The sequence below is a fragment of the Candidatus Krumholzibacteriia bacterium genome, assembly GCA_030748535.1.
Classification (GTDB): Bacteria; Krumholzibacteriota; Krumholzibacteriia; order JACNKJ01; family JACNKJ01; genus JASMLU01.
Genome location: JASMLU010000008.1, coordinates 15,417 through 37,482 on the forward strand (window position 1 = coordinate 15,417; position 22,066 = coordinate 37,482).

The 22,066-nt window shown below is 57.8% G+C and carries 19 protein-coding genes; 5 read left to right on the forward strand and 14 right to left on the reverse strand.

What is annotated here, in order from left to right:
- Nucleotides 1-202: 202 nt before the first annotated feature.
- Nucleotides 203-1,312 carry a Na/Pi symporter gene (locus tag QGH30_07705; GenBank protein MDP7022220.1) on the forward strand — a complete coding sequence of 370 codons (1,110 nt, stop codon included), beginning with the start codon at nucleotides 203-205 and terminating at the stop codon, nucleotides 1,310-1,312.
- Nucleotides 1,313-1,329: 17 nt separating this feature from the next.
- Nucleotides 1,330-2,007: a PhoU domain-containing protein gene (locus tag QGH30_07710; protein ID MDP7022221.1), complete on the forward strand. Its 678-nt coding sequence runs from the start codon at nucleotides 1,330-1,332 to the stop codon at nucleotides 2,005-2,007.
- Here the strand turns inward: QGH30_07710 and QGH30_07715 are convergent.
- Genes QGH30_07715 through QGH30_07730 form a run of 4 tightly spaced genes read right to left on the reverse strand, consistent with a single transcriptional unit; the run spans nucleotide 1,986 to nucleotide 6,352 of the window.
- Entirely contained in the window at nucleotides 1,986-3,209 is a 1,224-nt protein-coding gene (locus QGH30_07715) for a glycosyltransferase family 4 protein (GenBank protein ID MDP7022222.1), read from the reverse strand. The two genes, QGH30_07710 and QGH30_07715, sit on opposite strands and share 22 nt — an antisense overlap.
- Nucleotides 3,206-4,399 carry a glycosyltransferase gene (locus tag QGH30_07720; GenBank protein ID MDP7022223.1) on the reverse strand — a complete coding sequence of 398 codons (1,194 nt, stop codon included), beginning with the start codon at nucleotides 4,397-4,399 and terminating at the stop codon, nucleotides 3,206-3,208. Before QGH30_07720 ends, QGH30_07715 begins: the two co-directional genes overlap by 4 nt.
- The gene (locus QGH30_07725) at nucleotides 4,392-5,198 is read right to left on the reverse strand and encodes a polysaccharide deacetylase family protein (GenBank protein MDP7022224.1); all 807 of its coding nucleotides are present in this window, start codon (nucleotides 5,196-5,198) and stop codon (nucleotides 4,392-4,394) included. Before QGH30_07725 ends, QGH30_07720 begins: the two co-directional genes overlap by 8 nt.
- Nucleotides 5,195-6,352 (reverse strand): glycosyltransferase, encoded by a 1,158-nt coding sequence (locus tag QGH30_07730; protein ID MDP7022225.1) that lies wholly within the window; start codon nucleotides 6,350-6,352, stop codon nucleotides 5,195-5,197. Before QGH30_07730 ends, QGH30_07725 begins: the two co-directional genes overlap by 4 nt.
- A gap of 123 nt (nucleotides 6,353-6,475) precedes the next feature.
- On the opposite strand from QGH30_07730, the gene QGH30_07735 reads away from it, so the two are divergent.
- On the forward strand, nucleotides 6,476-9,427 hold the full coding sequence (locus tag QGH30_07735; GenBank protein MDP7022226.1) for a PEP/pyruvate-binding domain-containing protein: 2,952 nt from the start codon (nucleotides 6,476-6,478) through the stop codon (nucleotides 9,425-9,427).
- Between the two features lie 49 nt (nucleotides 9,428-9,476).
- Here QGH30_07735 and gdhA read toward each other — a convergent pair whose 3' ends face one another.
- Together gdhA and QGH30_07745 are read right to left on the reverse strand one after the other, a co-directional pair.
- A complete protein-coding gene (gdhA, locus tag QGH30_07740; protein ID MDP7022227.1) occupies nucleotides 9,477-10,808 on the reverse strand; it encodes an NADP-specific glutamate dehydrogenase in 1,332 nt (443 codons plus the stop codon).
- A 200-nt stretch (nucleotides 10,809-11,008) separates the two neighbouring features.
- Nucleotides 11,009-12,412 carry an aminotransferase class I/II-fold pyridoxal phosphate-dependent enzyme gene (locus QGH30_07745; protein ID MDP7022228.1) on the reverse strand — a complete coding sequence of 468 codons (1,404 nt, stop codon included), beginning with the start codon at nucleotides 12,410-12,412 and terminating at the stop codon, nucleotides 11,009-11,011.
- Nucleotides 12,413-12,604: 192 nt separating this feature from the next.
- On the opposite strand from QGH30_07745, the gene QGH30_07750 reads away from it, so the two are divergent.
- Together QGH30_07750 and QGH30_07755 are read left to right on the forward strand one after the other, a co-directional pair.
- Entirely contained in the window at nucleotides 12,605-13,600 is a 996-nt protein-coding gene (locus QGH30_07750; GenBank protein ID MDP7022229.1) for a TGS domain-containing protein, read from the forward strand.
- A gap of 50 nt (nucleotides 13,601-13,650) precedes the next feature.
- On the forward strand, nucleotides 13,651-14,346 hold the full coding sequence (locus QGH30_07755; protein MDP7022230.1) for a hypothetical protein: 696 nt from the start codon (nucleotides 13,651-13,653) through the stop codon (nucleotides 14,344-14,346).
- Between the two features lie 68 nt (nucleotides 14,347-14,414).
- Here QGH30_07755 and QGH30_07760 read toward each other — a convergent pair whose 3' ends face one another.
- From QGH30_07760 to pckA, 8 genes are all read right to left on the reverse strand, one after another.
- The gene (locus tag QGH30_07760) at nucleotides 14,415-15,053 is read right to left on the reverse strand and encodes a hypothetical protein (GenBank protein ID MDP7022231.1); all 639 of its coding nucleotides are present in this window, start codon (nucleotides 15,051-15,053) and stop codon (nucleotides 14,415-14,417) included.
- Nucleotides 15,054-15,282: 229 nt separating this feature from the next.
- Entirely contained in the window at nucleotides 15,283-16,797 is a 1,515-nt protein-coding gene (locus QGH30_07765) for an aldehyde dehydrogenase family protein (GenBank protein ID MDP7022232.1), read from the reverse strand.
- A gap of 89 nt (nucleotides 16,798-16,886) precedes the next feature.
- Complete coding sequence (locus tag QGH30_07770) at nucleotides 16,887-17,561, reverse strand: hypothetical protein (GenBank protein ID MDP7022233.1); 675 nt, start codon at nucleotides 17,559-17,561, stop codon at nucleotides 16,887-16,889.
- Nucleotides 17,562-17,640: 79 nt separating this feature from the next.
- Nucleotides 17,641-18,120, reverse strand: a complete 480-nt coding sequence (locus QGH30_07775; GenBank protein MDP7022234.1) for a DUF4920 domain-containing protein — start codon at nucleotides 18,118-18,120, stop codon at nucleotides 17,641-17,643.
- Between the two features lie 67 nt (nucleotides 18,121-18,187).
- Complete coding sequence (locus tag QGH30_07780; protein MDP7022235.1) at nucleotides 18,188-18,859, reverse strand: ATP-binding cassette domain-containing protein; 672 nt, start codon at nucleotides 18,857-18,859, stop codon at nucleotides 18,188-18,190.
- Complete coding sequence (gene modB, locus QGH30_07785) at nucleotides 18,859-19,533, reverse strand: molybdate ABC transporter permease subunit (protein ID MDP7022236.1); 675 nt, start codon at nucleotides 19,531-19,533, stop codon at nucleotides 18,859-18,861. The genes QGH30_07780 and modB overlap by 1 nt, the downstream gene beginning before the upstream one ends.
- 1 nt (nucleotide 19,534) lies before the next feature.
- Nucleotides 19,535-20,281 (reverse strand): molybdate ABC transporter substrate-binding protein, encoded by a 747-nt coding sequence (modA, locus tag QGH30_07790; GenBank protein ID MDP7022237.1) that lies wholly within the window; start codon nucleotides 20,279-20,281, stop codon nucleotides 19,535-19,537.
- The gene (gene pckA / locus QGH30_07795; GenBank protein MDP7022238.1) at nucleotides 20,278-21,885 is read right to left on the reverse strand and encodes a phosphoenolpyruvate carboxykinase (ATP); all 1,608 of its coding nucleotides are present in this window, start codon (nucleotides 21,883-21,885) and stop codon (nucleotides 20,278-20,280) included. Before pckA ends, modA begins: the two co-directional genes overlap by 4 nt.
- Nucleotides 21,886-22,066 lie beyond the last annotated feature (181 nt).

The window sequence follows — 22,066 nt, forward strand, 5'->3', positions numbered from 1 at the left end:
TGGAGGGGCTGGCCGGCGCCTAGGCGAATATCCGGTTATTTTGCCTTTTTATTACTTTGCCCTTTACAGGCACTCATTCGTCTAGTATCTAGATCGCGATATCCACACATCCGAAGAACACCAAACCTTTCCAACGGGGTTTTTTGTGAACTTCCTTCGACCTGCCCCAGGCGAACCTGCATCGGGTTCCGCAATGGGGCTGATGCGTGAAATTCTGATGACCCTCTTTCGGGTCCTCATTCTCCTTTCCATCCTCTACCTCTTCTTTGTCGCCATCAAGCTCATGGGCTCCAGTGCCAAGGGTCTGGGCAAGGTGCTGGCGAAGGAGTTTCTGAACCAGGGGGCGAGTTCTGCGCTTCTGGGTCTTTTCCTCGGGATCTTTACGACCAGCCTGGTGCAGAGTTCCTCCACGGTGACCAGCATGGTTGTGGGTCTGGTTGCCGGAGGAGCCTTCCCCCTGAGAATTGCCATTCCCATCATCATGGGTGCGAACATCGGAACCACGGTGACCAATACCATCGTCTCCCTGGGACATATTCACCACAGGGCTGAATTCCGCCGGGCCTTCGGAGCGGGAACGGTTCACGACATCTTCAACATGCTGGCTGTTCTGGTGCTCTTTCCCCTGGAGCAGATGACTCACTTTCTGGAGAAGGGGGCTCTCTTTCTCTCGGGTCGTCTTGCGGGTCTGGATGTGGGCAAGTTCGACGGGATCAAGCACATTGTGGATCCCGCCCTCCATCTGGCAAAGACCTGGATCCCCCATGAGGGCTTGAGGCTCCTTGCTTCCCTGGTCCTGCTTCTGATTTCCCTGACCCTGCTCACCCGTTTCATGCGTGCGATGATGGAACAGCGACTTGCTCACATGATCGACAGCGTTCTCTTCCGCAATGCCCTGACCAGCATGGCCATGGGCCTGCTCTTCACACTGCTGGTTCAGTCCAGTTCCGTGACCACGAGCCTGGTGGTTCCTCTGGTCGGCGCGGGGATTTTGAGCATCCGGCAGATCTTCCCCTATACGCTCGGTTCCAATGTGGGAACCACCATCACGGCTCTCATGGCGGCCCTGGTATTTGCTGCGACCGGAAGTGATCCGGTCGCTTCTCGCGCAGCCCTGACGGCCGCCCTTGTTCATACCCTGTTCAATATCTCCGGCATTCTGATCTGGTATCCTTTCCGGAGTGTTCCCATCCGCCTTGCGCGACGACTTGCCATCGTCTGTTCCCGTTCCCGGAGAAACACCGTGCTGGTGATTCTCTCCTACATTGCGCTTTACTTACTTCCCTTCCTTCTGCTTCTTGTTCTTCGTTGAGGAAGATTGGAGAAATCATGTGGAAAGAAATTTGGAGCCTGCTCAGCAATCAGGAAAGTCTCTTGTCGGAAGCCTACGATCAGGCTGCTTCCATGCTGGAACTGGACCGCAGGATGTTCTCCATGGTCCTCGACGGCCTTGAAAAGGGGGACGGGGAGAAGGTTCTCGATGAATTGCGCGAAATGGATCTTGTCCTGAACGACAAACAGCAGGAGATCCGCAAGAAGGTCTTTGAACACCTTGCAGTTTCCCGCGGGCAGAACCTGATGAGTGGCCTGGTGCTGGTGAGCATTGTCATCGACCTGGAGCGCATCGGCGACTACACGAAGAACATCGGCGAACTGGTGACCCTGTTCCCCGGCAGTGTCTCGGAGGGGGAATTGGGAGGATTGCTTCAGGAGCAGTCCGCGCGCGGTCGGGAGATCTTCGAGTTGGCCAGAAAGGCCCTGGTCGATCAGGACGCGGCCGCGGCCAAACAATGCATGGATCTCAGCTACGAGGTTTCCCTGGCTTCTGACGGCGCTTTGGATGCCATCGTTGGCGGAGCCAAGGACGATGCCTCCGTCTCCAAGGACGACCTTGCGATGGTTCTTCTCCTGAGGTATCTGAAACGGGTCAGCGCGCACCTGAAGAACATCGCATCCTCCACGGTGGCTTCCTTCCCGAGAATCGGCTACGCGCTCGAGGAGTCCTGATCGCGGAGTTCTGATTCGAAGACGGCAGCCATCTCTGCGATGTTGTGCTTCAGGTCGAACTCTGCCTCGACCTTCTTCCTGGCGGCTTCTGCAAAACCCCTGCGCAGGTCGTCATCCTGAAGCAGCCTTTCGAGCTTGTCCGCAAACTCCACAGGATCCTGCGGGGAGGCGAGAAAGCCACTGACTCCGTCCTCGATCAGTTCCGGCACGCCCGTGATTCTTGTAGAGAGGACCGGCGTCCCCGAGGCCATGGACTCCATCAGGGAGACGGGAATTCCTTCCATCAGGCTGGGAAGAGCGACGACAGTGCTGCGGGCCTGAAAGCCTGCGATTTCACCATGATCAACGATGCCATGAAGGTGTACCCGGTCGGCAATGCCCAGCCTCTCTGACTGCGTGCGGATGCGGGAGGTGTATCCATCAAGATCGGCACCGACCAGATCAAGTTCGAAGGGGATCTTGCGTTCATGCAGGATTCCACAGGCCCGAACGAGAATCTCCTGGTTCTTTCTTTCGGAGACTGTCCCCACGCAGAGAATTCGGGGAGGGTGTGTCGCCTGCTTTTCCCGGAAGGGAAACTGTTCCTGGTGAATACCGCAGTGAACGATGTGGACACGATTGAGATCGAAGTCGGGACAGAGCTTGCCGATTTCCCGCCGGTTGTACTGCGAGATGCTGACGATAAATCGGGCACCACGAATCTTGCTGCGGATACTGTACTGGTCGGGCGGATGAACGGTCGCCTTGGCATGCGCCGTAAAGCTGAAGCTGTTCCCGTTCAGGCGCGAAGCGATCAGGGCCGACAGCGTCGCCTTGAAGGCGAAGTGCGCGTGGATGTGTTCTTTCTTTCCCCGGATCGTTCTTGCAAAGACCACCCCCACGGCAAAGTGGGACAGGGTCTTCAGCGCCTTTCGGGGATGATTGTTGTCGAAGAAGGCGCGGAAAAGAAGAGCGGTGTAGGTCAAAGGCCTGCGTACAAGATAGAAGAGATTCGCAGAAAGCAGGCGGCCGAAGGAAAGGGGCCGGATATTCGTGGTGCGACCGACGAACTCGCGGGCCTCTTCGGGGCAGTTGATTTCAGGCAGAAGCGAGTAGATGTCGATCTCGAAGCCGCGCGCTTCCAGTCCCTGGATCTCATTGTAGATGAAGTTCAGGGTCTCTGCAGGGAAACGGTCGAGAACATAGATCAGTCGCCGACTCATGACACTTCCTCCAGTTCTTTCAGGATTCCCCCGGCAACCTCTTTCCAGTCCCTGTTCCTCACACGGTCTATTCGCGTCTGGCGCTTCTTGGGACTGTCCTCCTTCAGTTCCTTCTCGATGAGTTCCACGAAGTCCTCCTTCGAGTCAGCGATAGCGATCACCTCGGAGAACTCTCTTTCGATTTCCCGGATTCTCACGGAAACCACCGGAAGGCCAAGAGCCAGATACTCCTGAGTTTTCACGGGGAAACTGTTCTCGATCCACTCATTGAGTTTCCAGGTCATGATAGCCACATCGAAAACCTGGGCATGGTCGGGCAGGTCGGCGTAGGGAATCGGGCCCGGAAGGAGAAAGTTCGGGTATTTCTCCAGAGAGGAAAAATCCCCGACGACATTTCCGAACATCAGCAGGGTCCACTCCGGGTGGCTTTCCAGAATGTGGCGAAGTAGTTCGAAATCCTGGGCGGAGGTCAGGGCTCCGTAGTAGCCAATGAGCGGGTGGGAGAGATTGCGCAGGGAGTCGGGAAGAGGGCGTTCCCCAGAGAAATGATCGAAGTCCACGCCGTGTGGAAGGTATCGCAGATTCTCTTTCTCGCCAAAGCGTTCGATCAGATCCTCGTAGATGGATCTGGATGCGCAGAAGACCCGGTCCGCTCTTTCGAGCACCCGTCGATCGCAGTCTTCATACCAGGTACGGATTTCTGCTCGCCCCTTTTCGGGTAGCTTCTGGAAGGCAGAGCTTTTGTCGGAGAAACGATAGCAGAAGCGGGAGTGGGGGATGCGGTCGAGTACATCGAGAACATGGTAGGTCGAAGAGGCCCAGACCAGGGGATTGACTAAGCCCAGTAGACGGCAGAGCAGCGCTACCTGCAAGCGTAGCAGGAAGATGTTAAAACGATAAACTCGGGGATTCTGCGATAGGGGAAGGTAGAGGGGGCTGTGAATCCAGAAACCCTCCCGGCTGCGGCTCAGCCATCGCAGGTGGGTCTTGATCTTGTGCAGGGCCTTGCGCAGGATAACCTTGCCTGCGCCGCTTTCAGCCCCGGAAGCCATGTGAATGGGCATAGGAAGAGGATTGACCCAGAGAAGCTTGCGACCTTCCGCCATTCGTCGGACGATTTGCTTGGTGCTGTATTCGCCGGTCTTGTACCAGTCTTCGCCGAAGCAGAGGATGTCGAAAGGTTCAGGCATCCTGTCTTTCCCGGTAGATCTCTTCATAGTTGAGGAACCGGATTTCCGGATCCCTTCGTTTCATCTCTGCGATGGAGTCGGCGATCAATTTGATGTGTTCCGGCTTTGTGTGATAGCGGTGGTGGGTGATCCAGCCAATCGTGGAGATGTGCTCCCTTGCTGCTTCGTGGCGAGCCATGAGGGTGTCGAGATCGAACCACTCGCTCTCGGTTCCTGTGTGCCCTCCGAAGTAGCGGCGGATGTAGCTCACGGTAGTATCGACGGACAGAACCCGGGTTCCGGGATAAAAGTTCATGTGCGGGCTGGCATGCCGCCCCCGGATCAACCCCTGTCTCAATAGCCTGCCTGCCTGGTAGAAGAGTCGCCGCGAGAGCCGGGGATTCCAGTGGCAACTCATGAGAAGAAAGCCGAGATCGGAGACCGCCTTCATCGAGGCCCGATTGTAGTAGCCGAAGGGAAAGACCATGGCGCGAAACCATTGATCTCCGAAATAGCGATCCATCAATTTTGCGCCGCTTCGGATTTCCTCCTGGACGGTTTCATAGGGGCGATCTCCTCCGTACTCACCCTTTCCGTGCCAAGTGTGGTCGTAGCCGTGCTGGATAATCTCGACCAGTCGTCCGTGCTTTGCCTTCTTCTCCAGAAGCCAGTCTACACACTCCCGGGTCACGTTGGCAGGTTCCACGGCATGGGCAATGGGCACCTTCTCGGAGATGCAAAGCTCCGTAAGCTCCCTCAATTCTGGACAGAGCTCATTGACATCATCATTGCGGAAGAATACCCGGAGACTCTGGCTCATCGTTCCCCTGTTCGATCACTGGCTGGAGGAGCCTTACCACTTTCAGCAAGGGTGAGGTAGTAGTGTTCGGCCCGTTTGACCATGGCCTTCACCGAGAACTCCCCTTCGACGCGCTGCCGTCCCTTTCGCCCCAGCGAGGCCATGAGTTCCCGGTCGGGAAGAAGGGCAAGCAATCTTGAGGCCAGATCCTCGGGTAGGTCTGAGGGAATGAGGTAGCCGTTTTCCCCGTGTGTGACCAGTTCGGGATTACCTCCGACACGAGTGGCCACAAGAGGAAGAGAGGCGCTAAAAGCTTCCAGGATCGAGTTGCTCAGGCCTTCGCTGTGGCTGGTCAGCATGGCCAGATCTGCCGCGGCCAGCAGTCGGGGAACTTCCCGGCACTCTCCCAGAAGGTGGATGCCTGAGTCCGGTTCCTTTTCGAGGGAAGCCTGAAGCTCTCCATGGAGAGGCCCTCCTCCGGCCAGCAGGAACTGGGCGCGGGGCAGTTTCCTTCGCACGATCCTCGCGGTCTCGACAAAGAGTGCCGGGTTCTTGATCGGGTGAAGGCGGGAAACCATGAGAACCAGAGGGTCTTCGGTCTGGATGCCGTACTGTTTACGGACCTCGGCTCTTGCGGCAGGATCTGGTCGAAAGCGATCCGTGTCGACTCCATTGGGAAGCAGACGGTGCTTCTGCCGGCGGCTCATCGGCACGCGCTTCAGGTAGGACTCTCTTCCCGAGGCGGAATTGTGAAGATAGAGAGGAGTGAATGGTTCCTGCAGGAAATCCAGAAGGGTGTTCTTGGGATTGGAGGCAAAACCCTGGTCCCGAAAAGTGGCCACGACCCGGTGATGTCCGGCGAGAAAGGCCGCGCTTCTTCCTACATGATTGGCCTGCTGAAGCCAGGTCTGAACCACCTCCGGTTTCCATGAGCGGATTTCCGAAGCAATGTGCTTCAACTGTCCGGGCCTGCCGCCCACCTTTTCCCGGGGAAGTTCCAGGACACGCACCCCGGCCTCTTCAAAAGCCGGCTTGAGCTTCCCGGCCTCCCGCAGGGTGATGACCCGGAAGTCAAAGTTCTCTTTCTGCATCTGCGAGCAGAGAAGCAGGAGCTGGTTTTCCGCTCCACCGACATCCAGTTGGGTGATGATCTGTAGAATCCGTTTCCTGGCCAAGGGCAACCTCCCGCCGGCAGTGTATCGGCTTCCCCTGCAGGCTCAAGAGAAAATCCCCCTTCTCGCAGAGGAATGACCTTTTCAGGAAAGGGGACAGAAGCTAGGATACGCGCGGGGAGGATTATGGATTCCATCAAAACCGCATCGGGCAATATCGGTTTTGAAAAACTGATGCCCTATCGCATCCGGGATATCCTGCTCGTTTCGAGTCTCTATGACTCTTTCATTCTGGAGCAGGACGGTCATCTGACCGAGATGCTCCTGACCGAGTATGCGGTTCTCAACCTGACATACGCTCCCACGGTTACCCGGGCCTCCTCGGGTGCCGAAGCTCTTTCCCGCCTGCAGGAACGGCAGTTCGATCTTGTTGTCACCATGACCCGGCTCTCGGACATGGAGGTGGAAGACTTCGGTGCTTCCGTGAAGAGCATGCACCCGGAGATTCCCGTGGTGCTTCTGGTCTACAACACGCGGGAGTTGTGGAAACCGGGGGAGGAAAGAAACAAGATCCCGAACATTGACCGTGTCTTTGCCTGGCGCGGAGATGTGAGAATCCTCTTCGGTGTGATCAAGTGCGTGGAAGACCGGATGAATGTCAAACATGACACGGGCCTGGTTGATGTACGCACGATTCTCCTGATCGAGGACTCGATTCGATACTACTCCTCTTTTCTTCCCACTCTTTACTCGGAGATCATGCGGCAGACCAGTGATCTCATTGCAGAGGGAATCGACCTCAGTGCCCGCCTGATGCGAATGCGGGCAAGACCGAAAATCCTGTTGGCGGAAACCTTCGAAGAGGCCTGGGATCTGTATGAACAGTTCCAGGGAAACATGCTGGGAGTCATAACCGACGCTGCCTTTGCCAGGGAGGGCAACAAGGATGATCGGGCCGGCGTGGAGTTTGCCCGGAGAATTCTGGAGGAAGACCCTTCCCTGCCCCTGGTCATGCAGTCATCGAATGCTCGCAGGGCGCAGGAAGCCCATGAACTGGGGATTGAGTTCATCCACAAGGAGTCTCCCACCCTGCTTCAGGACCTGCGTGGCTTTCTGAAGAATCGGCTGGGCTTCGGGCCCTTTCACTTCTTGCTGCCCGATGGCACCCGGGTCGGGGAAGCGGAAGACCTCCTGAGTATGGAGAAGCAGTTGAGAAAAGTGCCCCCTGAGTCCCTGAGCTTTCACGCATCTCACAACCAGTTTTCCAACTGGTTCATGGCAAGGACCGAGTTCTCCCTGGCCTCGAAGATCCGTCAGCGGACGGTCTCGGAGTTTCAGGATGTCGAGTCCATGCGGCAGTACCTGATCGATACCCTGAATGACTACCGGGAGAAAGAGACCCGCGGCAAGGTGGCGGACTTTCGGCGCGGGCATTTCGATCCCAGTCGAAACTTCATGCGCATCGGCACGGGATCGCTGGGCGGGAAGGGGCGCGGACTGGCCTTTGTCAACGCCCTCTTCAGTGAGTCCGATCTCAAACGCCAGTTTCCAGGGCTCCAGTTGAGAGTTCCGCCGAGTGCCGTCATCGGCACTGATGTCTTTGACAGTTTCATGGAAGAGAACAATCTCTTTGAAGTTGCCCTCGGTGTTCATGAAGACGAGACGATTGCCGGAGCCTTCCTCCGGGCCAGATTTCCTGAAGAAGCTTACCAGAGTATCCGCAACTATCTTGAGAATGTGGACTACCCGCTCGCAGTACGCTCGTCCAGTCTTCTGGAGGACTCGCAACACCAGCCCTTCGCCGGGATCTATACGAGTCACATGATCCCGAACAACCACCCGGACGATTCCCTGCGACTGAAGCAGCTGCTGCACGCAGTCAAGCTGGTCTATGCTTCCACCTTTTTCCAGGCAGCCAAGAGCTATATCTCCTCGACGCAGAACCGTATTGAGGAGGAGAAGATGGCGGTCATTCTTCAGCAGGTGGTAGGGCGCAGCTATGGCGATCACCTCTATCCCGGTCTGGCCGGGGTAGCCCAATCGCATAACTACTATCCGATTCACGGGATTCGCCAGGAGGATGGAGCTGCTTCCGTGGTTCTCGGTCTGGGTCGCGCCGTGGTGGATGGCGAACCGTCACTCTGGTTCAGCCCGGAGCATCCGCGCCTTCTTCCGCAGTTTCCCGGCCCAAAGGAGTTTCTCCAATACTCGCAGAGGGAGTTCTGGGCTCTGGATCTCGCTCAGTCGGAAATTTACGCAACACCGGGAGGAGAGGCCGGGCTGGTGAAGCTCGGTCTGGACCGGGCTGAGCAGGACGGAACGCTCTGGCCTCTGGGCTCGACCTATTCTGCCGACAATGACGCTGTTTACGATGGCATCTCCCGCACGGGAGTTCGCCTGGTGACCTTCGCCCACATCCTCAAGAGCCAATGGTTCCCCTTGCCGGAGATTCTCAAGGAGGTTCTGGACATCGGAACCCACGGCATGGGTGCGCCCATCGAGGTGGAGTTCGCCGCAAATCCGGAGCCACTTCCAGATGAAGAACCCGAGTTCGCACTTCTTCAGATCCGCCCTCTGGTGGTGGGACGAGAGGAAGTGCAGGTAGAGAGAGACAGCTTTCCACAGGAAGAGATTCTTCTCTACTCGGAGAATGCTCTGGGCAACGGGCTGGACGAATCCATTCGGGACATCGTCTATGTGCGCCCCGGAGCTTTTGACAGGAGTTTGACAGGAAATGTGGCGCGGGATATTCGGGACATGAATCGAAAGTTGTCCCAATCAGGCCGACACTACCTTCTGATTGGGCCGGGGCGTTGGGGGAGCCAGGATCCCTGGCTGGGGATTCCTGTGGCCTGGTCGGACATATCCTGGGCGAGGGCCATCGTGGAAACCGAGTTGAAAGACATTGTGGTGGAACCCAGTCGTGGCAGCCACTTCTTTCACAACATGACCAGCAATGAGGTCTCCTATTTCACCGCACACGCAGGTCTGCCAGGCCTGCATCTGGATCGGGCCTGGTTGGATGCCCAGCCCGCCGAAGAGGAGTCGGAACTGCTTCGCCATGTTCACTTGACCGGATCACTCCGGGTGCTTCTGGACGGGCGAAGGGGGCATGGCGTGGTGTTGAAGCCCGAATAACCCCCCCCCGGCCTTTCGACCGGGGGCGATTCCAAACCAGGATTGCGAGCTAGACCACGCCCTGATCGAGCATGGCGTCGGCAACCTTGATGAATCCGGCAATGTTGGCGCCCTTCACGTAGTCCGTGAAATCACCCTCCGTGCCGTGCTTCACACAGCTCTCATGGATGTCGACCATGATCTGGTGCAGACGCTGGTCAACTTCCTCGCGGCTCCAGCCCAGACGCATGCTGTTCTGGGTCATTTCGAGACCGGAAGTCGCAACGCCACCGGCATTGGCGGCCTTTCCGGGGCCGTAGAGAATCTTCGCAGCCAGGAAGACTTCGATACCGTCCGGCTCGGTCGGCATGTTCGCGCCTTCGGAGACACAGAAGCAGCCATTGTCGACGAGAGTCTTCGCCTCGTCGGCATTGATCTCGTTCTGGGTCGCACTCGGCAGAGCCACTTCACAGGGAACGCCCCAGGGACGCTGACCTTCGTGGTACTCGCAACCGAACTTCTCGGCGTACTCGCTGATGCGACCGCGCTTGACGTTCTTCAGTTCCATGACATAGGCAAGTTTCTCCGCATCAATTCCATTGGGGTCGTGAATGAACCCACCGGAATCGGAGAGAGTGACAACCTTGCCGCCCAGCTCGGTGACCTTTTCCGTGGCGTACTGGGCCACGTTTCCGGAACCGGAGACGACGACGGTCTTGCCCTTGAAGCTGTCATTGCGGGTCTTCAGCATTTCCTCGGCGAAGTAGACCTGGCCGTAGCCGGTGGCTTCGGGACGAATGAGGCTGCCGCCCCAGTTCAGGCCCTTGCCGGTCAGAACGCCGGTGAACTCGTTACGGAGTTTCTTGTACTGGCCGAAGAGGAAACCGATCTCGCGGCCGCCCACGCCGATATCGCCGGCGGGAACATCCGTGTCGGGACCGATGTGGCGGAAGAGCTCGCTCATGAAGCTCTGGGTAAAGCGCATGACTTCCAGGTCACTCTTTCCCTTGGGATCGAAGTCACTGCCGCCCTTGCCGCCGCCCATGGGCAGGGTAGTCAGACTGTTCTTGAAGACCTGCTCAAAGGCCAGAAACTTCAGGATGCCGAGGTTCACGGTCGGGTGAAAGCGCAGGCCGCCCTTGTAGGGGCCGATGGCGCTGTTCATCTCGATCCGGAAACCACGGTTGACCTGGACTTCGCCCTTGTCGTCGACCCAGGGGACACGGAACATGAGGACGCGCTCGGGCTCCACCATCCGCTCCAGGATCTTGGCTTCCTTGTAGTGAGGATTCTTTTCGACAAAATCCCAGACGGATTCAACAACTTCCAGGACAGCCTGGTGAAATTCCTTCTGTTCGGGGTTTTTCGCGATCACCCCTTCCATGAACTTATCTGCGGACATGGAAAGACTCCTTTTTTCGGGCCGATTGAGCTGCATTTGTGTTCGCCGGGAACTCCCGGCAAGGGGCAAGTAAGGGCTTTGGGATTGGAATGCAATAGTCCGAAGTCCGGTTTTTTCGCTTTTGAAAGCCCCCGCTTTCCCTCTTGCGGAATGTCGCAGGAAGACCGGAAAATACCTGAAAAATCCGCCAAAATCGGGGGCTAGATTCTATGGAGTCCCCGCTCCAGATCCACGATCAGATCCCGGGGATCTTCGCCGCCGACATTCAGGCGAATCATGCTCGGGGGAACATCGGCCATGGCGCGGGCCTCTTCTCCCTGTTGCTGATGGGTACTGATGGCCGGGATCGTGGCCACTGACTTGATTCGGCCGAGATCGGTGGCGCGGTAGATCAGTTCGAAGCCGTCGAAAACCCTTCTTGCTGCCTCTCCGCCTCCGCGGACCTGGAAACTCATCAGGTGTCCGTAGCGCTTCTTCGGGCTCCCGCTTTCTCCCTCGCTGTCTGCGAGGTTCATGTAACGGCTGGCCAGTTCATGCAGGGGGTTGGAGGGCAGGCCCAGGTAGTCGACTCTTTCGACCGCAGGATGGCTTTCCAGAAACTCGGCGACGATCTGGCTGTTGCGGCTGACCAGGTCCATTCGGCTGCGCAGGGTTCGCAGGTCGTTGAGGATCATGAGAGCCTGCATGGGGTTCATGGAGGGGCCGTTGTCCCGGAAGGGCAGGAACTTCACCCAGGAAGCGAAGTCCGCCTTCATCTCCGGTTCCCCGAAGCGGCTGACGATGTTCTTGCGGGCAATGATGACACCACCCACGCCCATGCCGCTGGAGGTCATGCTCTTGGATACGGAATGAACCACGACATCGGCTCCATGAGCCAGAGGGCGCATCAGGGCCGGAGTGGCCACCGTGGAGTCCACGATGAGGGGGATGCCATGGCGATGGGCGATTTCAGCCAGTTTCTCGAGATCGCAGAACTGGATGGTCGGATTGCTCGGAAGTTCTGTATAGAGGAAGCGAGTGTGTTCATCGATGCTGGACTCCCATTCCTCCAGATTCATGGGGTCTGCAATCCAGCGAACCTGGCGACCCTTTTCCGCCTGCCGGATGCTGAACTGCTGGAAGGTGCCGCCATAGACATGGGCGGAGGAGACGAAGTTGATCGGCTCCGAAGGGCTGGAATCCTGCTTGATGAGGAAGGGTTCCACGGCACTCATGATCGCACTCATGCCGCTGGCCGTGACCACGGCACTGGCCTCCAGCGGCGTTCCGTAGGTCTCCATGAGAGCGAGCGTCCATTCCAGATAGTAGGTCGTAGGATTGGCGATTCTGGCATAGCACCAGGTGGGAATCATGTAGGCGAGAGCGGCTTCCATCTCATCGGAGTCCCGATAGCCCTGGCTGGTGGACAGGTAGGCCGGCTCGATGATCGAGCCCTGGTTTCCCTCGAGAGCCTCCTGCATGGTGTAGAGCCCATGAACACTGATCGTGTCGAAGCGGCATTTCTTCATCCGTTGCCAGGCATCCTTTCGGGCCCGGGCGATTTTCTCGCCCTTGCGCACATAGTCCTGAACTCCCGAATTGTAATTCTTGAGGTCCGTATTCATGGAATCCTCCTTTGATTCAATTATCGGCAGATCATTCGGAGGATTCAAGGAGATACGGTTGATCCTGCGGAAAATCTGCTTTGCCGACGAAGAATCAAAGGTATCTCTCGGGGAAACCAAAGATAATACTGTTCTCCCTTCTCCGTTGACCCTCTCGGAGCAAAGATCTAGTATTGAGATCAAGGAGAGCTTGTGCCTACCAATCTTCCCCCCCAGTACTACAAGGTCGAGGACAAATTCAAGGCGGCCCGGGAGCCTTCGGAGAAGATCGCCCACCTGCGGGAGATGATGGCCATCATGCCCCGCCACAAGGGGACCGACAAGCTCTGGGCGGAATTGAGGAAGAAGCTCAGCCAGCTACAGGACCAGATCGAGCATGCTGCCAAGAGCAAAGGCAAAACCCACAATCCCTGGTTTATTCCCCGGACGGAAAGTCCTCAGGTTCTTCTTCTCGGAGCCCCGAACAGTGGCAAAAGCAGTGTCCTGAAGGGTCTGACCAATGCAAATGTGCAGGTGGCCGAGTTTCCATTCTCCACCAGCCTTCCTATTCCCGGCATGATGCCCTACAAGGATGTGCAGATCGAACTCATCGATACGCCTCCGGTGGCACAGTTTCCGCTGGAGTCCTGGATTCTGGATCAGGCTCGCACGGCCGATGCACTGGTTCTCTTCGCCGACCTTTCTGCACCGGATTGCTGTGAAGCCCTGCAAGCCCTTCGGGAGGGATTGGAAGAGAAAAGCCTCCATCCGGTTCGCAGGGTCGATCAGGAGAACCCGGATCTTGCCCTGAACCAGCGTCGAACGTTACTGGCCATGAGCAAGGCGGATCATCCGGACGCAGAAGTCAATCGCAGTTTCCTGTCCGAACTCATCGGGGATCCCTGGCCTGCGGTGGCCTTTTCGAGTCTGAGTGAAGAAGGTCTGGACCTCTTTCGACAGGCGGTCTGGGAGAGGCTGGAGATGATTCGGGCCTATACGAAGGTTCCTCACAAGAAAGCAGAGATGAGTGAACCCTATCTGCTGCCCCTGGGGGCGACGGTTCTCGATCTGGCGGGCAAGGTGCATCGGGACTTTCTCGAGACCTTCCAGTCCGCCCGGATCTGGGGATCCGGCAAATTCGATGGTCAGGTGGTCGACCGCGCCCATGTCCTCGAAGACGGGGATCTGGTTGAGATCACGGCGAAGTGAAACACTCGCTCAGGGCCCCGTAAGCGAATGTCTGTTTTACAGGAGGTTCCATGAATACAGGATTTCGGATTTCTCTGTTGCTACTTCTCCTTTCCCTTCCCCTTCTGGCGGATAAGCAAGGGGAGTGGAATGACGAGGAGGAGTTTTTCAGCTCCGATTTGATGGAGGCCACGGGAAGCGGGGGCGGGCCCTCCATGACCCTCTATTCCCAGGATTTCACCGCCCTGAACGAGCTGCTTCTGGAAGAGGGGCTCGTTGAAGTTCCTTCGCTCGAACTCTACTGGGGGGGCGCAGGATGGGGTGCCGTGCAGACCGGAGAGCGCTTTTTTCTGGCTCTCGGGGGCGGAGGATATGGTGGCGCGAGCGAGAGTTCCGTGGGAAGCCGCCTGAGTCGCTGGGAGCATGAGGCGGGCTATTTTTCCATCAAGGGTGTGCGCGCACTCCGCAATCGCTTCTATGTGGAAGCGGGTGTGCAACTCGGCGGCGGGCAGTCGAAGATCTGGGCCGAGGAGACTGGCGACAATGAGGATGTCATTGTCCGGCTGCGGGGCACGCGGAGCTTTGCGATGATTCGTCCTCACCTGGGTTTTGACTGGCGACTGGCGCAGTGGGTGGGCATCCTTGTGGAGGCCGGCTACCTCTTTACCGCTGGCGATTGGTCACTGGAGGGGAGCCTTGCAGATCCCGCGCTTCTGGGAAACGGAAACGGTTTCTCCTCTTCCCTGATGGTTCGTTTCGGAATCTAGCCTCTGTTTCAGGGCGCAAAAAAAACCCGCCCCCGAAAGGGCGGGTTTCTTTATCCAAGAACTATCGACTAGTAGAGGCTCTTCACGGAGGAGAAGCTGGTGTTCATGACGCCAGTTCCTTCAAAGAGTTCGATGTAGTCAATCAGCATGTTGGCACCGGTCGAAGCCGTGAAACCGAAGCAAAGCTCGTGGACGCCACCAACGCCGGTCACGGTGCCGAGCATCTGGCCCCATGTACCGTAGGTGTGATCATCGGGATAGACCATGTAGTGCTCGAAGGTGTTGACACCATCGACGCTGATGTACATCAGGTCGAGGCCGTCGACGGTATCAGCGACGTAGCCCATCCAGTACCAGCTGATGCCGGTTCCGTCGATGAAGATATCCTGACAGAAGGCGTTGCTGTTCGCGTCTCCACAGAATCCGCCGAGCCATCCACAAAGGACGCCGTCGTAGGCGGGGTAGCCCCAGACGCCGAGAGGATCAATGATCCACAGGCAGCTGGTGTTCGTGTAGCAGGTCCAGGAAGAGCCGGCATCGCATTCGCCGTTCTCGAAGCTTCCATCGTTGATCAGGCCAAGACGGTCGAGAGTGACGTTGGTGCCGTTGCCAGGCAGGACGAGCCCATCAATGGTCAGGGTGTTGGCGCTCGCGATCGCGGTGGAAGCCGCGAGGACGACGAGCGTAAGCATTAACTTCTTCAGCATGTTGCTCCTCCAATAAAGAGAGTCTTAGGTGCAGTACTAGAGTCGAAGTGCAAAGGGAAAGCCCTTAGCCTTCCCAACTTCAAGATTCTAACACAGGTGGCCCCCACATTTCAAGGGTTCAGGGGGGCAATTTTTAAGTTGCTATGAAATAAAGACTTGGAGGGGGCCATTGAAGGAAATAGAAAGGGCGGGCCAGAACGACCCGCCCTTTTCTGCTTATGAAACAGGGCTAGATGTCGAACTCCACGCCCTGGGCCAGGGGCATGTCCGTGGAGTAATTCAGGGTATTGGTCTGGCGGCGCATGTAGATTTTCCATGCGTCGCTTCCCGATTCCCGTCCGCCACCCGTGTCCTTTTCTCCTCCAAAGGCCCCGCCAATCTCCGCACCGCTGGTGCCTGCATTGATATTGGCGATGCCGCAGTCCGAGCCCTCGGGTCCGAGGAACTTTTCGGCGTTCATGAAATTGGTGGAGAACATGGCACTTGAAAGTCCCTGATCCACCGAGTTATGGGCTTCGATGGCCTGATCCAGATCCGAGTAAGGGAAGACATAGAGGACGGGAGCAAAAGTTTCCTCCCGAACGATTTCCATGTCCGCGGGACCACGGACAATGGTCGGTTGCACGAAGTGCCCCGACCGATCCAGGCGCTGGCCCCCGGTGAGGATCTCGCCGCCCTGGGCCTTCACGGCTTCCAGAGCGTCCAGCATGGTGCTGACCGCATCTTCGTCGATGAGCGGACCCATCAGGGTGCTGCGGTCGAGCGGGTCTCCGATGGAGATGGACTCATAGACCTTCACCAGTTTGGCCGTGAAGTCCTCGGCCAGAGACTCATGGAGAAAGAGCCGGCGCGTAGAAGTGCATCGTTGTCCGGCCGTGCCGACCGCGCCAAAGACCGTTGCACGAAGCGCGAGATCGAGATTCGCAGTTTCGTCGACGATGATGGCGTTGTTTCCCCCGAGTTCCAGGAGGGTGCGTCCGAGACGGCCGCCCACGGTTTTACCAACATGGCAGCCCATGCGGGTGGAACCCGTCGCGCTGATCAGGGGAACACGACGGTCATTGATGAGCATTTCGCCCACGCTGGAACCGCGTCCCACCACGAGACTGAAGATCGGAGGCAGATCCTTGCTCTTCATTACTTCGTTGCAGATGTGCTGAACGGCGATGGCCGTGAGAGGAGTCTTGCTTGATGGCTTCCAGATGGTGGAGTCCCCGCAAACAGCAGCGATCATCGCATTCCAGGCCCAGACGGCCACCGGGAAATTGAAGGCGGTGACCACGCCGACCGGACCAAGAGGATGCCACTGTTCCATAAGACGGTGTCCCGGGCGTTCACTCGGAAGAGTCGGCCCGCCAATCGTGCGGCTGAGACCGACGGCAAAATCGGCGATGTCGATCATTTCCTGCACTTCGCCTTCGCCCTCGCTGAGAATCTTGCCCATTTCGTAGCTGACGAGCTGGCCAAGGGGTTCCTTGTAGTCACGGAAGGCGGAGGCAAAGATCCGGACGATCTGCCCGCGCTCCGGGGCAGGAACCCTGCGCCATTCCTTGAAGGCCTCCACAGACTCGCTGACGATCTTCTCGTAGTCTTCCACCGAAGCCTGCGTGACGCTTGCGATTTTAGAACCGTCTCCTGGGCAGAACACATCCAGTTCCTCCCCGCCCGGATTCTCGATCCAGTTGCGCGAACTGGCTCCGGAATTCTTGTCCTCGATTTTCAGGGTTTTCAAAAACTCGTGCATTGCTTTCCCCTTTGGAGTGGTTGGAGCGAAGGGTATCGCCGCTCAATATGGAGAGGGGAATTGGGGAAGTCAAGGATCGTGGATCAAAACTAGAACTGCTGAAGGATTCCGAAGTCCAGTCTCCAGCCCGAGTGATTCCAGAGTCCGGAAGGAGGTGTGGACTCGGTGAGTTCGCCGTAATCGTCCATGCGAATGCGGCTGGCTTCGGCAAAGAGGCTCATATTTGCCCAGAAAGGATGAGAGAAACCCAGAGAGGCTCTTGAGCCTGTGGAGCCGAGCCAGGAATCCGGGGTGGGGGAGTGTTCCTCCCAGTTTGCATCGTAGCCGGAGGCATAGCCTTCACTCAGGGTATGGACACGGCTCGTAAGAAGCGACCAGGAGGCATAGCTTCGAAACTGGGCTATTCGGGGGAGCCTGAGGCGCAATCCCAGTTCCCACTGGTACTGAAAGGCACTGTAGTTGTAGATGACCGGATAGGCTTCGCTTCCAATGGAGATACTTTCCCGAAGGTGGCTTTTTCCGCTGGCCGTCACGCCCAGCCCGAAACTCAGGGGGCCGTAAAGGAGGTGGTCATAACGCAGTGACCAGACGGGCAGTTGATTGTCCCCGAAGAAGTCGCTGTAGTTCTCGTTATCGAGAAGCAGATTCCCGTGGCTGAGGGAGAAGGAGGACTTGAGGGAAACGGGGAGAGCCCTTCGGCCTTCCGCAAGAGCGGAAGAGGCCAGAAGCAGCAGTGCGATCAGGATCCAGTAGCGGCGGCTCATTGCTTCCTTCCTGTACAGAAAAAGGGCCTGCCCGGAGGCCGGCCAGAATACTAGCGAGCGCAGTGGCCCGAGTCAAATACTAGAGAAGCACGGCTCCCTCAATGTTGACCAGATAGGTGGGGGAGGGACAGGTGTGGGCTTCTTCGCCCGCGTGGTCTTCATGTCCCTCGTGCCCTTCATCCTCGCCGTGCGCGCACTCGGAGTGACCGGAGGAGGGCTGGGCGAGCATGGTGCCTTGCACTCTTGCCGTCTTGCCTTCACAGTCCTTGGGGAAGGCGATGCTGTGGTCCATGCTCTTGCAATAGAACTTGTTGCCCTTTCCGTCATCCAGTTGCACCCAGCAACCACTTCCCTTGCAGACGCCTACAACGGTTCCTTCCAGAAGCAGTTGCTTGTCAACGAAGGCTTCGGCCGAGGCAACGACATCGGCCAGGCTGGTGCTCTTGCTCAGGGTCATTTCCGCACCGCCGGTCCAGGTCGGAAGCGCCACTTCCTTTTCGCCACAGGAGGCGAGGATCAGCAGGGGCAGCAGGGCAAAGAGGAACAGAATCTTGCGCATGGTTTTCTCCTTGGAATAGATCACGAAACCTCGATGGCGAAGAAGATAGTGAAAGCGGATCGGGGAGTCAAGAATCGGCGCCCGCAAGCATCCCGGCGGGAAGTCCCTGTCTCAGGACATTCCCTTTCCCGATCAGGATCAGCCAGTCGGCCAGATCCCGGATTTCCCGACTGCTGTGGGAAACAAAAAGAGCGGGAAGCTGGAAGTGACGAAGAGTCCGGTCGAGGTAATCGAGAATGCGGGTCTTGGCGCCTTCGTCAAGATTGGCCAGGGGCTCGTCGAGGAGCAGGATGCGGGGAGCACTGAGAAGAGCCCTTCCCAGAGCCACCCGCTGTTTTTCCCCGCCGGAAAGCCGGTTCGGGCTTCGTTCCAGCATGTTCCCCAGTTCGAGGACCGACACGACTTCCTCCAGAGCGGGACCCTCGTACTGACGTCGCTTTCTTCCATAGAGCAGGTTGTCTTTCACGCTCAAATGCGGGAAGAGCTTGCCGTCCTGAAAAAGGTAGCCCACCCGTCGATCTTCCACCGGAATGTCCAGACCTTGCGAAGAGTCGAAGAGAAGCGTGCCATCCACTTCAATTCTCCCTGCTCGGGGGGTCTTCAGCCCTGCAATCAGGTCCAGCAGGGTGGTTTTCCCGCTTCCCGAATCGCCGCTGAGAGCGGTGATCCTGTGTTCGCTTGTAAGTTCCAGTTCCAGATGGAAGTCGCCTCGGCGGTAGTCCAGCTTCAGATGCAGCATCAGTCCACTTCCTTTCGACCGGGTTCCAGGAAGTGTACTGCGATCATGGCGATCAAGCTGACCAGGACACAGATGCCGGCCAGGCGAAGGGCGGCGGCCTCCCCGCCGCTTCCCTGGATCAGGGAGTAGATGGCAAGTGGCACGGTCTGGGTGCGGCCGGGGATATTGCTTGCCAGTATAATGGTGGCACCGAATTCTCCAAAGGCGCGGGTGAAAGATAGAAGCAGGCCCGCGAGAACCCCCCGGCGGGCAAGGGGAAGTGTGACCGTGAGGAAGGTGTCCCATCGGCCGGCTCCCAGGCTTCGGGCAGCCAGGGGCAGGGAGGGATCGACCTGCTCAAAGGCAATCCGGGCGGCGCGAACAAGCAGGGGGAAACTGACGACGGCGGCGGCCAGCGCGGCTCCCTTCCAGTCGAAAACCACCCGGAGTCCGAGACTCTCCAGCCAGCTTCCCAGAAGGCTGCCCCGGCCGAAAAGCAGAAGAAGAAAAAAGCCGGTCACCAGGGGAGGCAGAACCAGGGGAACCTGCACCAGCGCTTCAATAATCCAGCGCAGGCGGCTGCGCCCCCGGGCAAGCCAACTGGCCAGCAGGATTCCCGGGGGAAGGGACAGAAGGCTGGCAAAGAGACTCACCTTGAGGGAGAGTAGCAGGGCCTGCCATTCAGAAGCGCTCATTTTACTCCAGGGGAGAAAAGCCATAGCTCCGAAAGAGTGCCCCCGCCTCGGGCCCGCTGAGCCAGTCAAAGAGAGCTTCCGTTCCGGCTTTCGGCTTTCCGGACGGAGCCTCCAAAAGAAGAAGAGGGTAGCGGATTGCTGTGGGAGGGTCTATCAAATCGAGAGTTTCCACAAGGCTTCGAAGAGCATCGGAGGCGTAGACCAGTCCCGCATCAGCTTCCCTGCGTTCGACCCAGGAGAGAGCGGCCCGCACGTCCTTTGCGGGGCGGAGCTTCTTGTGGGTGTCTTCATAGAGCCCTGCTGCCTTGAGCCATTCCACTGCGTAGATTCCGGCGGGCACATGGCGGGGGTCGCCGAGAGCGATGTCCTTGACATTAGCGGAGCCAAGGTCTGCGATTCCCCGGATGTGAGCAGGATTGCCCGGGGGGCAGACCAGGGCCAGTCGCCCTCCGAGAAGATCCTTGCGGGACAGAACAGCCCGATGAGCTTCGACATGATCCGCCCAGAGAGGATTGGCAGGAAGGAAGAGATCGGCCTCTGCGCCCTTTTCAATCTGAAGGGCGAGCGTGGAGGAACTGGCAAAGATGGGAAGAACCCGCTGCCCGCTTCTTTCTTCCCAGACGCTGGCGATCTCCGTGACGGCATCGCGAAGGCTTGCGGCTGTGTGGAAATAGAGAACCTCCCGCCCCTTCCCGCCTTCACAGGCGATCAGGAGTGGGATGCAGAGAATCGGGAGAAGTCGACTCAAGCCTGGTCCAGTTTCGGGCCGTGGGCAGTGAAGTCGAAGTCATCTCCGTCAAGCAGGTACTGCTCGAAGTTCTTGATGAACATTGCGGCCAAGTTCCGCGCATTGTCGTCGTAGGCGGCCTTGTCTTCCCAGGTTTCCCTCGGATCGAGAATCTTCGGGTCAACGCCTTCGAGCTGGTCGGGAACCTCGACCAGGAAAATCGGATGGGGCGTGTAGTTCGCCTTATCCAGACTTCCATCGAGAATGCCGGTGATCAGCTTGCGGGTCGTGGGAAGGTCCATGCGATGTCCTGTCCCATAAGCTCCGCCGGTGAAGCCCGTGTTGACGAGCCAGGCCTTGCTGCCGTGCTCATCAATTTTCCTGCCCAGGATCTTGGCGTAATCGGTCGGGTGCAGGGTGAGGAAGGGCGAGCCGAAACAGGCGCTGAAGGTGGCCTGGGGTTCGTCGATTCCCCGCTCTGTTCCCGCGACCTTGCTCGTGTATCCACTGAGGTAGTGGTACATGGCCATGCCCTTGTCCAGTCGGGAGACCGGGGGCAGTACGCCGAAAGCATCGTAGGTCAGGAAGATGATGTTGTTCGGGTGGCCGCCCTTGCTCACCGGCTTGACGATATTGTCGATGTGGTAGATCGGATAGCTGACACGCGTGTTCTGTGTCTTGCTCGCATCCGAGTACACGACTTCCTTCGTCTCCGGATCGATGACCACATTTTCGAGCAGGGCATCGCGGCGAATGGCATTGTAAATGTCAGGCTCTGTCTTCGGGTCAAGATCGATGCATTTTGCGTAACAGCCGCCCTCGAAATTGAAGATCCCGTCTTCGTCCCAGCCATGCTCATCGTCGCCGATCAGGGCGCGGTCGGGATCGGTACTCAGCGTGGTCTTGCCCGTTCCGCTCAGACCGAAGAAGAGTGCCGTGTCCCCGTTTTCGTTCATGTTGGCCGAGCAGTGCATGGCCGCGATTCCCTGCAGGGGCAGGAAGTAGTTCATCACGGAGAACATGCCCTTCTTCATCTCGCCGCCGTACTTCGTGCCGCCGATGATGGCGAGCTTGCGGCCGAGGTCGAAGGCCACGAAAACTTCGGAGTTCAGTCCGTGGGCTTTCCATTCCTCGTCGGTGATTTCCGTGGCGACCAGAATGGTGAAGTCCTGCTCGAAGCCCTCGAGTTCATCCTCGGTCGGGCGAATGAACATGTTGCGGATGAAATGGCTCTGCCAGGCGATCTCGCTGACCACGCGAAGCTTCATGCGAGTGTCTTCGTTGGCCCCGCAATAGGCGTCGGTCACATAGAGATCCTTGCCATTGAGGTGACCCTGCACCTTTTCGAGCAGCTGGTTGAAGACATCGGTGTCGATCTTCTCGTTCACCGGACCCCACCAGAGATTGTCCTTGCTGCTCTCCTCTTCCACGAAATACTTGTCTTTCGGGGAGCGTCCCGTGAACTTGCCCGTGTCCACGGCCATGGTTCCGTTTGCGGTAACCGTACCGTCTTCCTTGCGAACTTCATGTTCGAAGAGTTCCTCGTGATTCAGATTGCGATAGATCTGGCCGGCCTCGCGGATTCCTACTTTTTCCAGGCCGAGCGCTTCAACGCTGACACTCATCCCAGTCCCCCTTTGGTCCCGGTGTTGGTTATGTGAACCACTTCTCAAACTAGGCCTACCAAGGGCAGATTTCAAGATCGGAGAAGAAGGATGCCTTCTTTCTTTGATTCCGGCAACGGGAAATCGCAATTCGCCTTGTTTTCCGTTGTGAGAAGGGGGAAACTGCCGGAATCGTGGGAGG

Bases quoted from the DNA above. Each gene is read 5' to 3' on its own strand.
- QGH30_07760 (MDP7022231.1), bottom strand. From the start codon at position 15,053: ATGCTGAAGAAGTTAATGCTTACGCTCGTCGTCCTCGCGGCTTCCACC.
- QGH30_07715 (MDP7022222.1), bottom strand. From the start codon at position 3,209: ATGAGTCGGCGACTGATCTATGTTCTCGACCGTTTCCCTGCAGAGACC.
- QGH30_07705 (MDP7022220.1), top strand. From the start codon at position 203: ATGCGTGAAATTCTGATGACCCTCTTTCGGGTCCTCATTCTCCTTTCC.
- pckA (MDP7022238.1), bottom strand. From the start codon at position 21,885: ATGAGTGTCAGCGTTGAAGCGCTCGGCCTGGAAAAAGTAGGAATCCGC.
- QGH30_07770 (MDP7022233.1), bottom strand. From the start codon at position 17,561: ATGAGCCGCCGCTACTGGATCCTGATCGCACTGCTGCTTCTGGCCTCT.
- QGH30_07720 (MDP7022223.1), bottom strand. From the start codon at position 4,399: ATGCCTGAACCTTTCGACATCCTCTGCTTCGGCGAAGACTGGTACAAG.
- QGH30_07745 (MDP7022228.1), bottom strand. From the start codon at position 12,412: ATGAATACGGACCTCAAGAATTACAATTCGGGAGTTCAGGACTATGTG.
- QGH30_07765 (MDP7022232.1), bottom strand. From the start codon at position 16,797: ATGCACGAGTTTTTGAAAACCCTGAAAATCGAGGACAAGAATTCCGGA.
- QGH30_07780 (MDP7022235.1), bottom strand. From the start codon at position 18,859: ATGCTGCATCTGAAGCTGGACTACCGCCGAGGCGACTTCCATCTGGAA.
- gdhA (MDP7022227.1), bottom strand. From the start codon at position 10,808: ATGTCCGCAGATAAGTTCATGGAAGGGGTGATCGCGAAAAACCCCGAA.
- QGH30_07755 (MDP7022230.1), top strand. From the start codon at position 13,651: ATGAATACAGGATTTCGGATTTCTCTGTTGCTACTTCTCCTTTCCCTT.
- QGH30_07710 (MDP7022221.1), top strand. From the start codon at position 1,330: ATGTGGAAAGAAATTTGGAGCCTGCTCAGCAATCAGGAAAGTCTCTTG.
- QGH30_07735 (MDP7022226.1), top strand. From the start codon at position 6,476: ATGGATTCCATCAAAACCGCATCGGGCAATATCGGTTTTGAAAAACTG.
- QGH30_07775 (MDP7022234.1), bottom strand. From the start codon at position 18,120: ATGCGCAAGATTCTGTTCCTCTTTGCCCTGCTGCCCCTGCTGATCCTC.
- modB (MDP7022236.1), bottom strand. From the start codon at position 19,533: ATGAGCGCTTCTGAATGGCAGGCCCTGCTACTCTCCCTCAAGGTGAGT.
- QGH30_07725 (MDP7022224.1), bottom strand. From the start codon at position 5,198: ATGAGCCAGAGTCTCCGGGTATTCTTCCGCAATGATGATGTCAATGAG.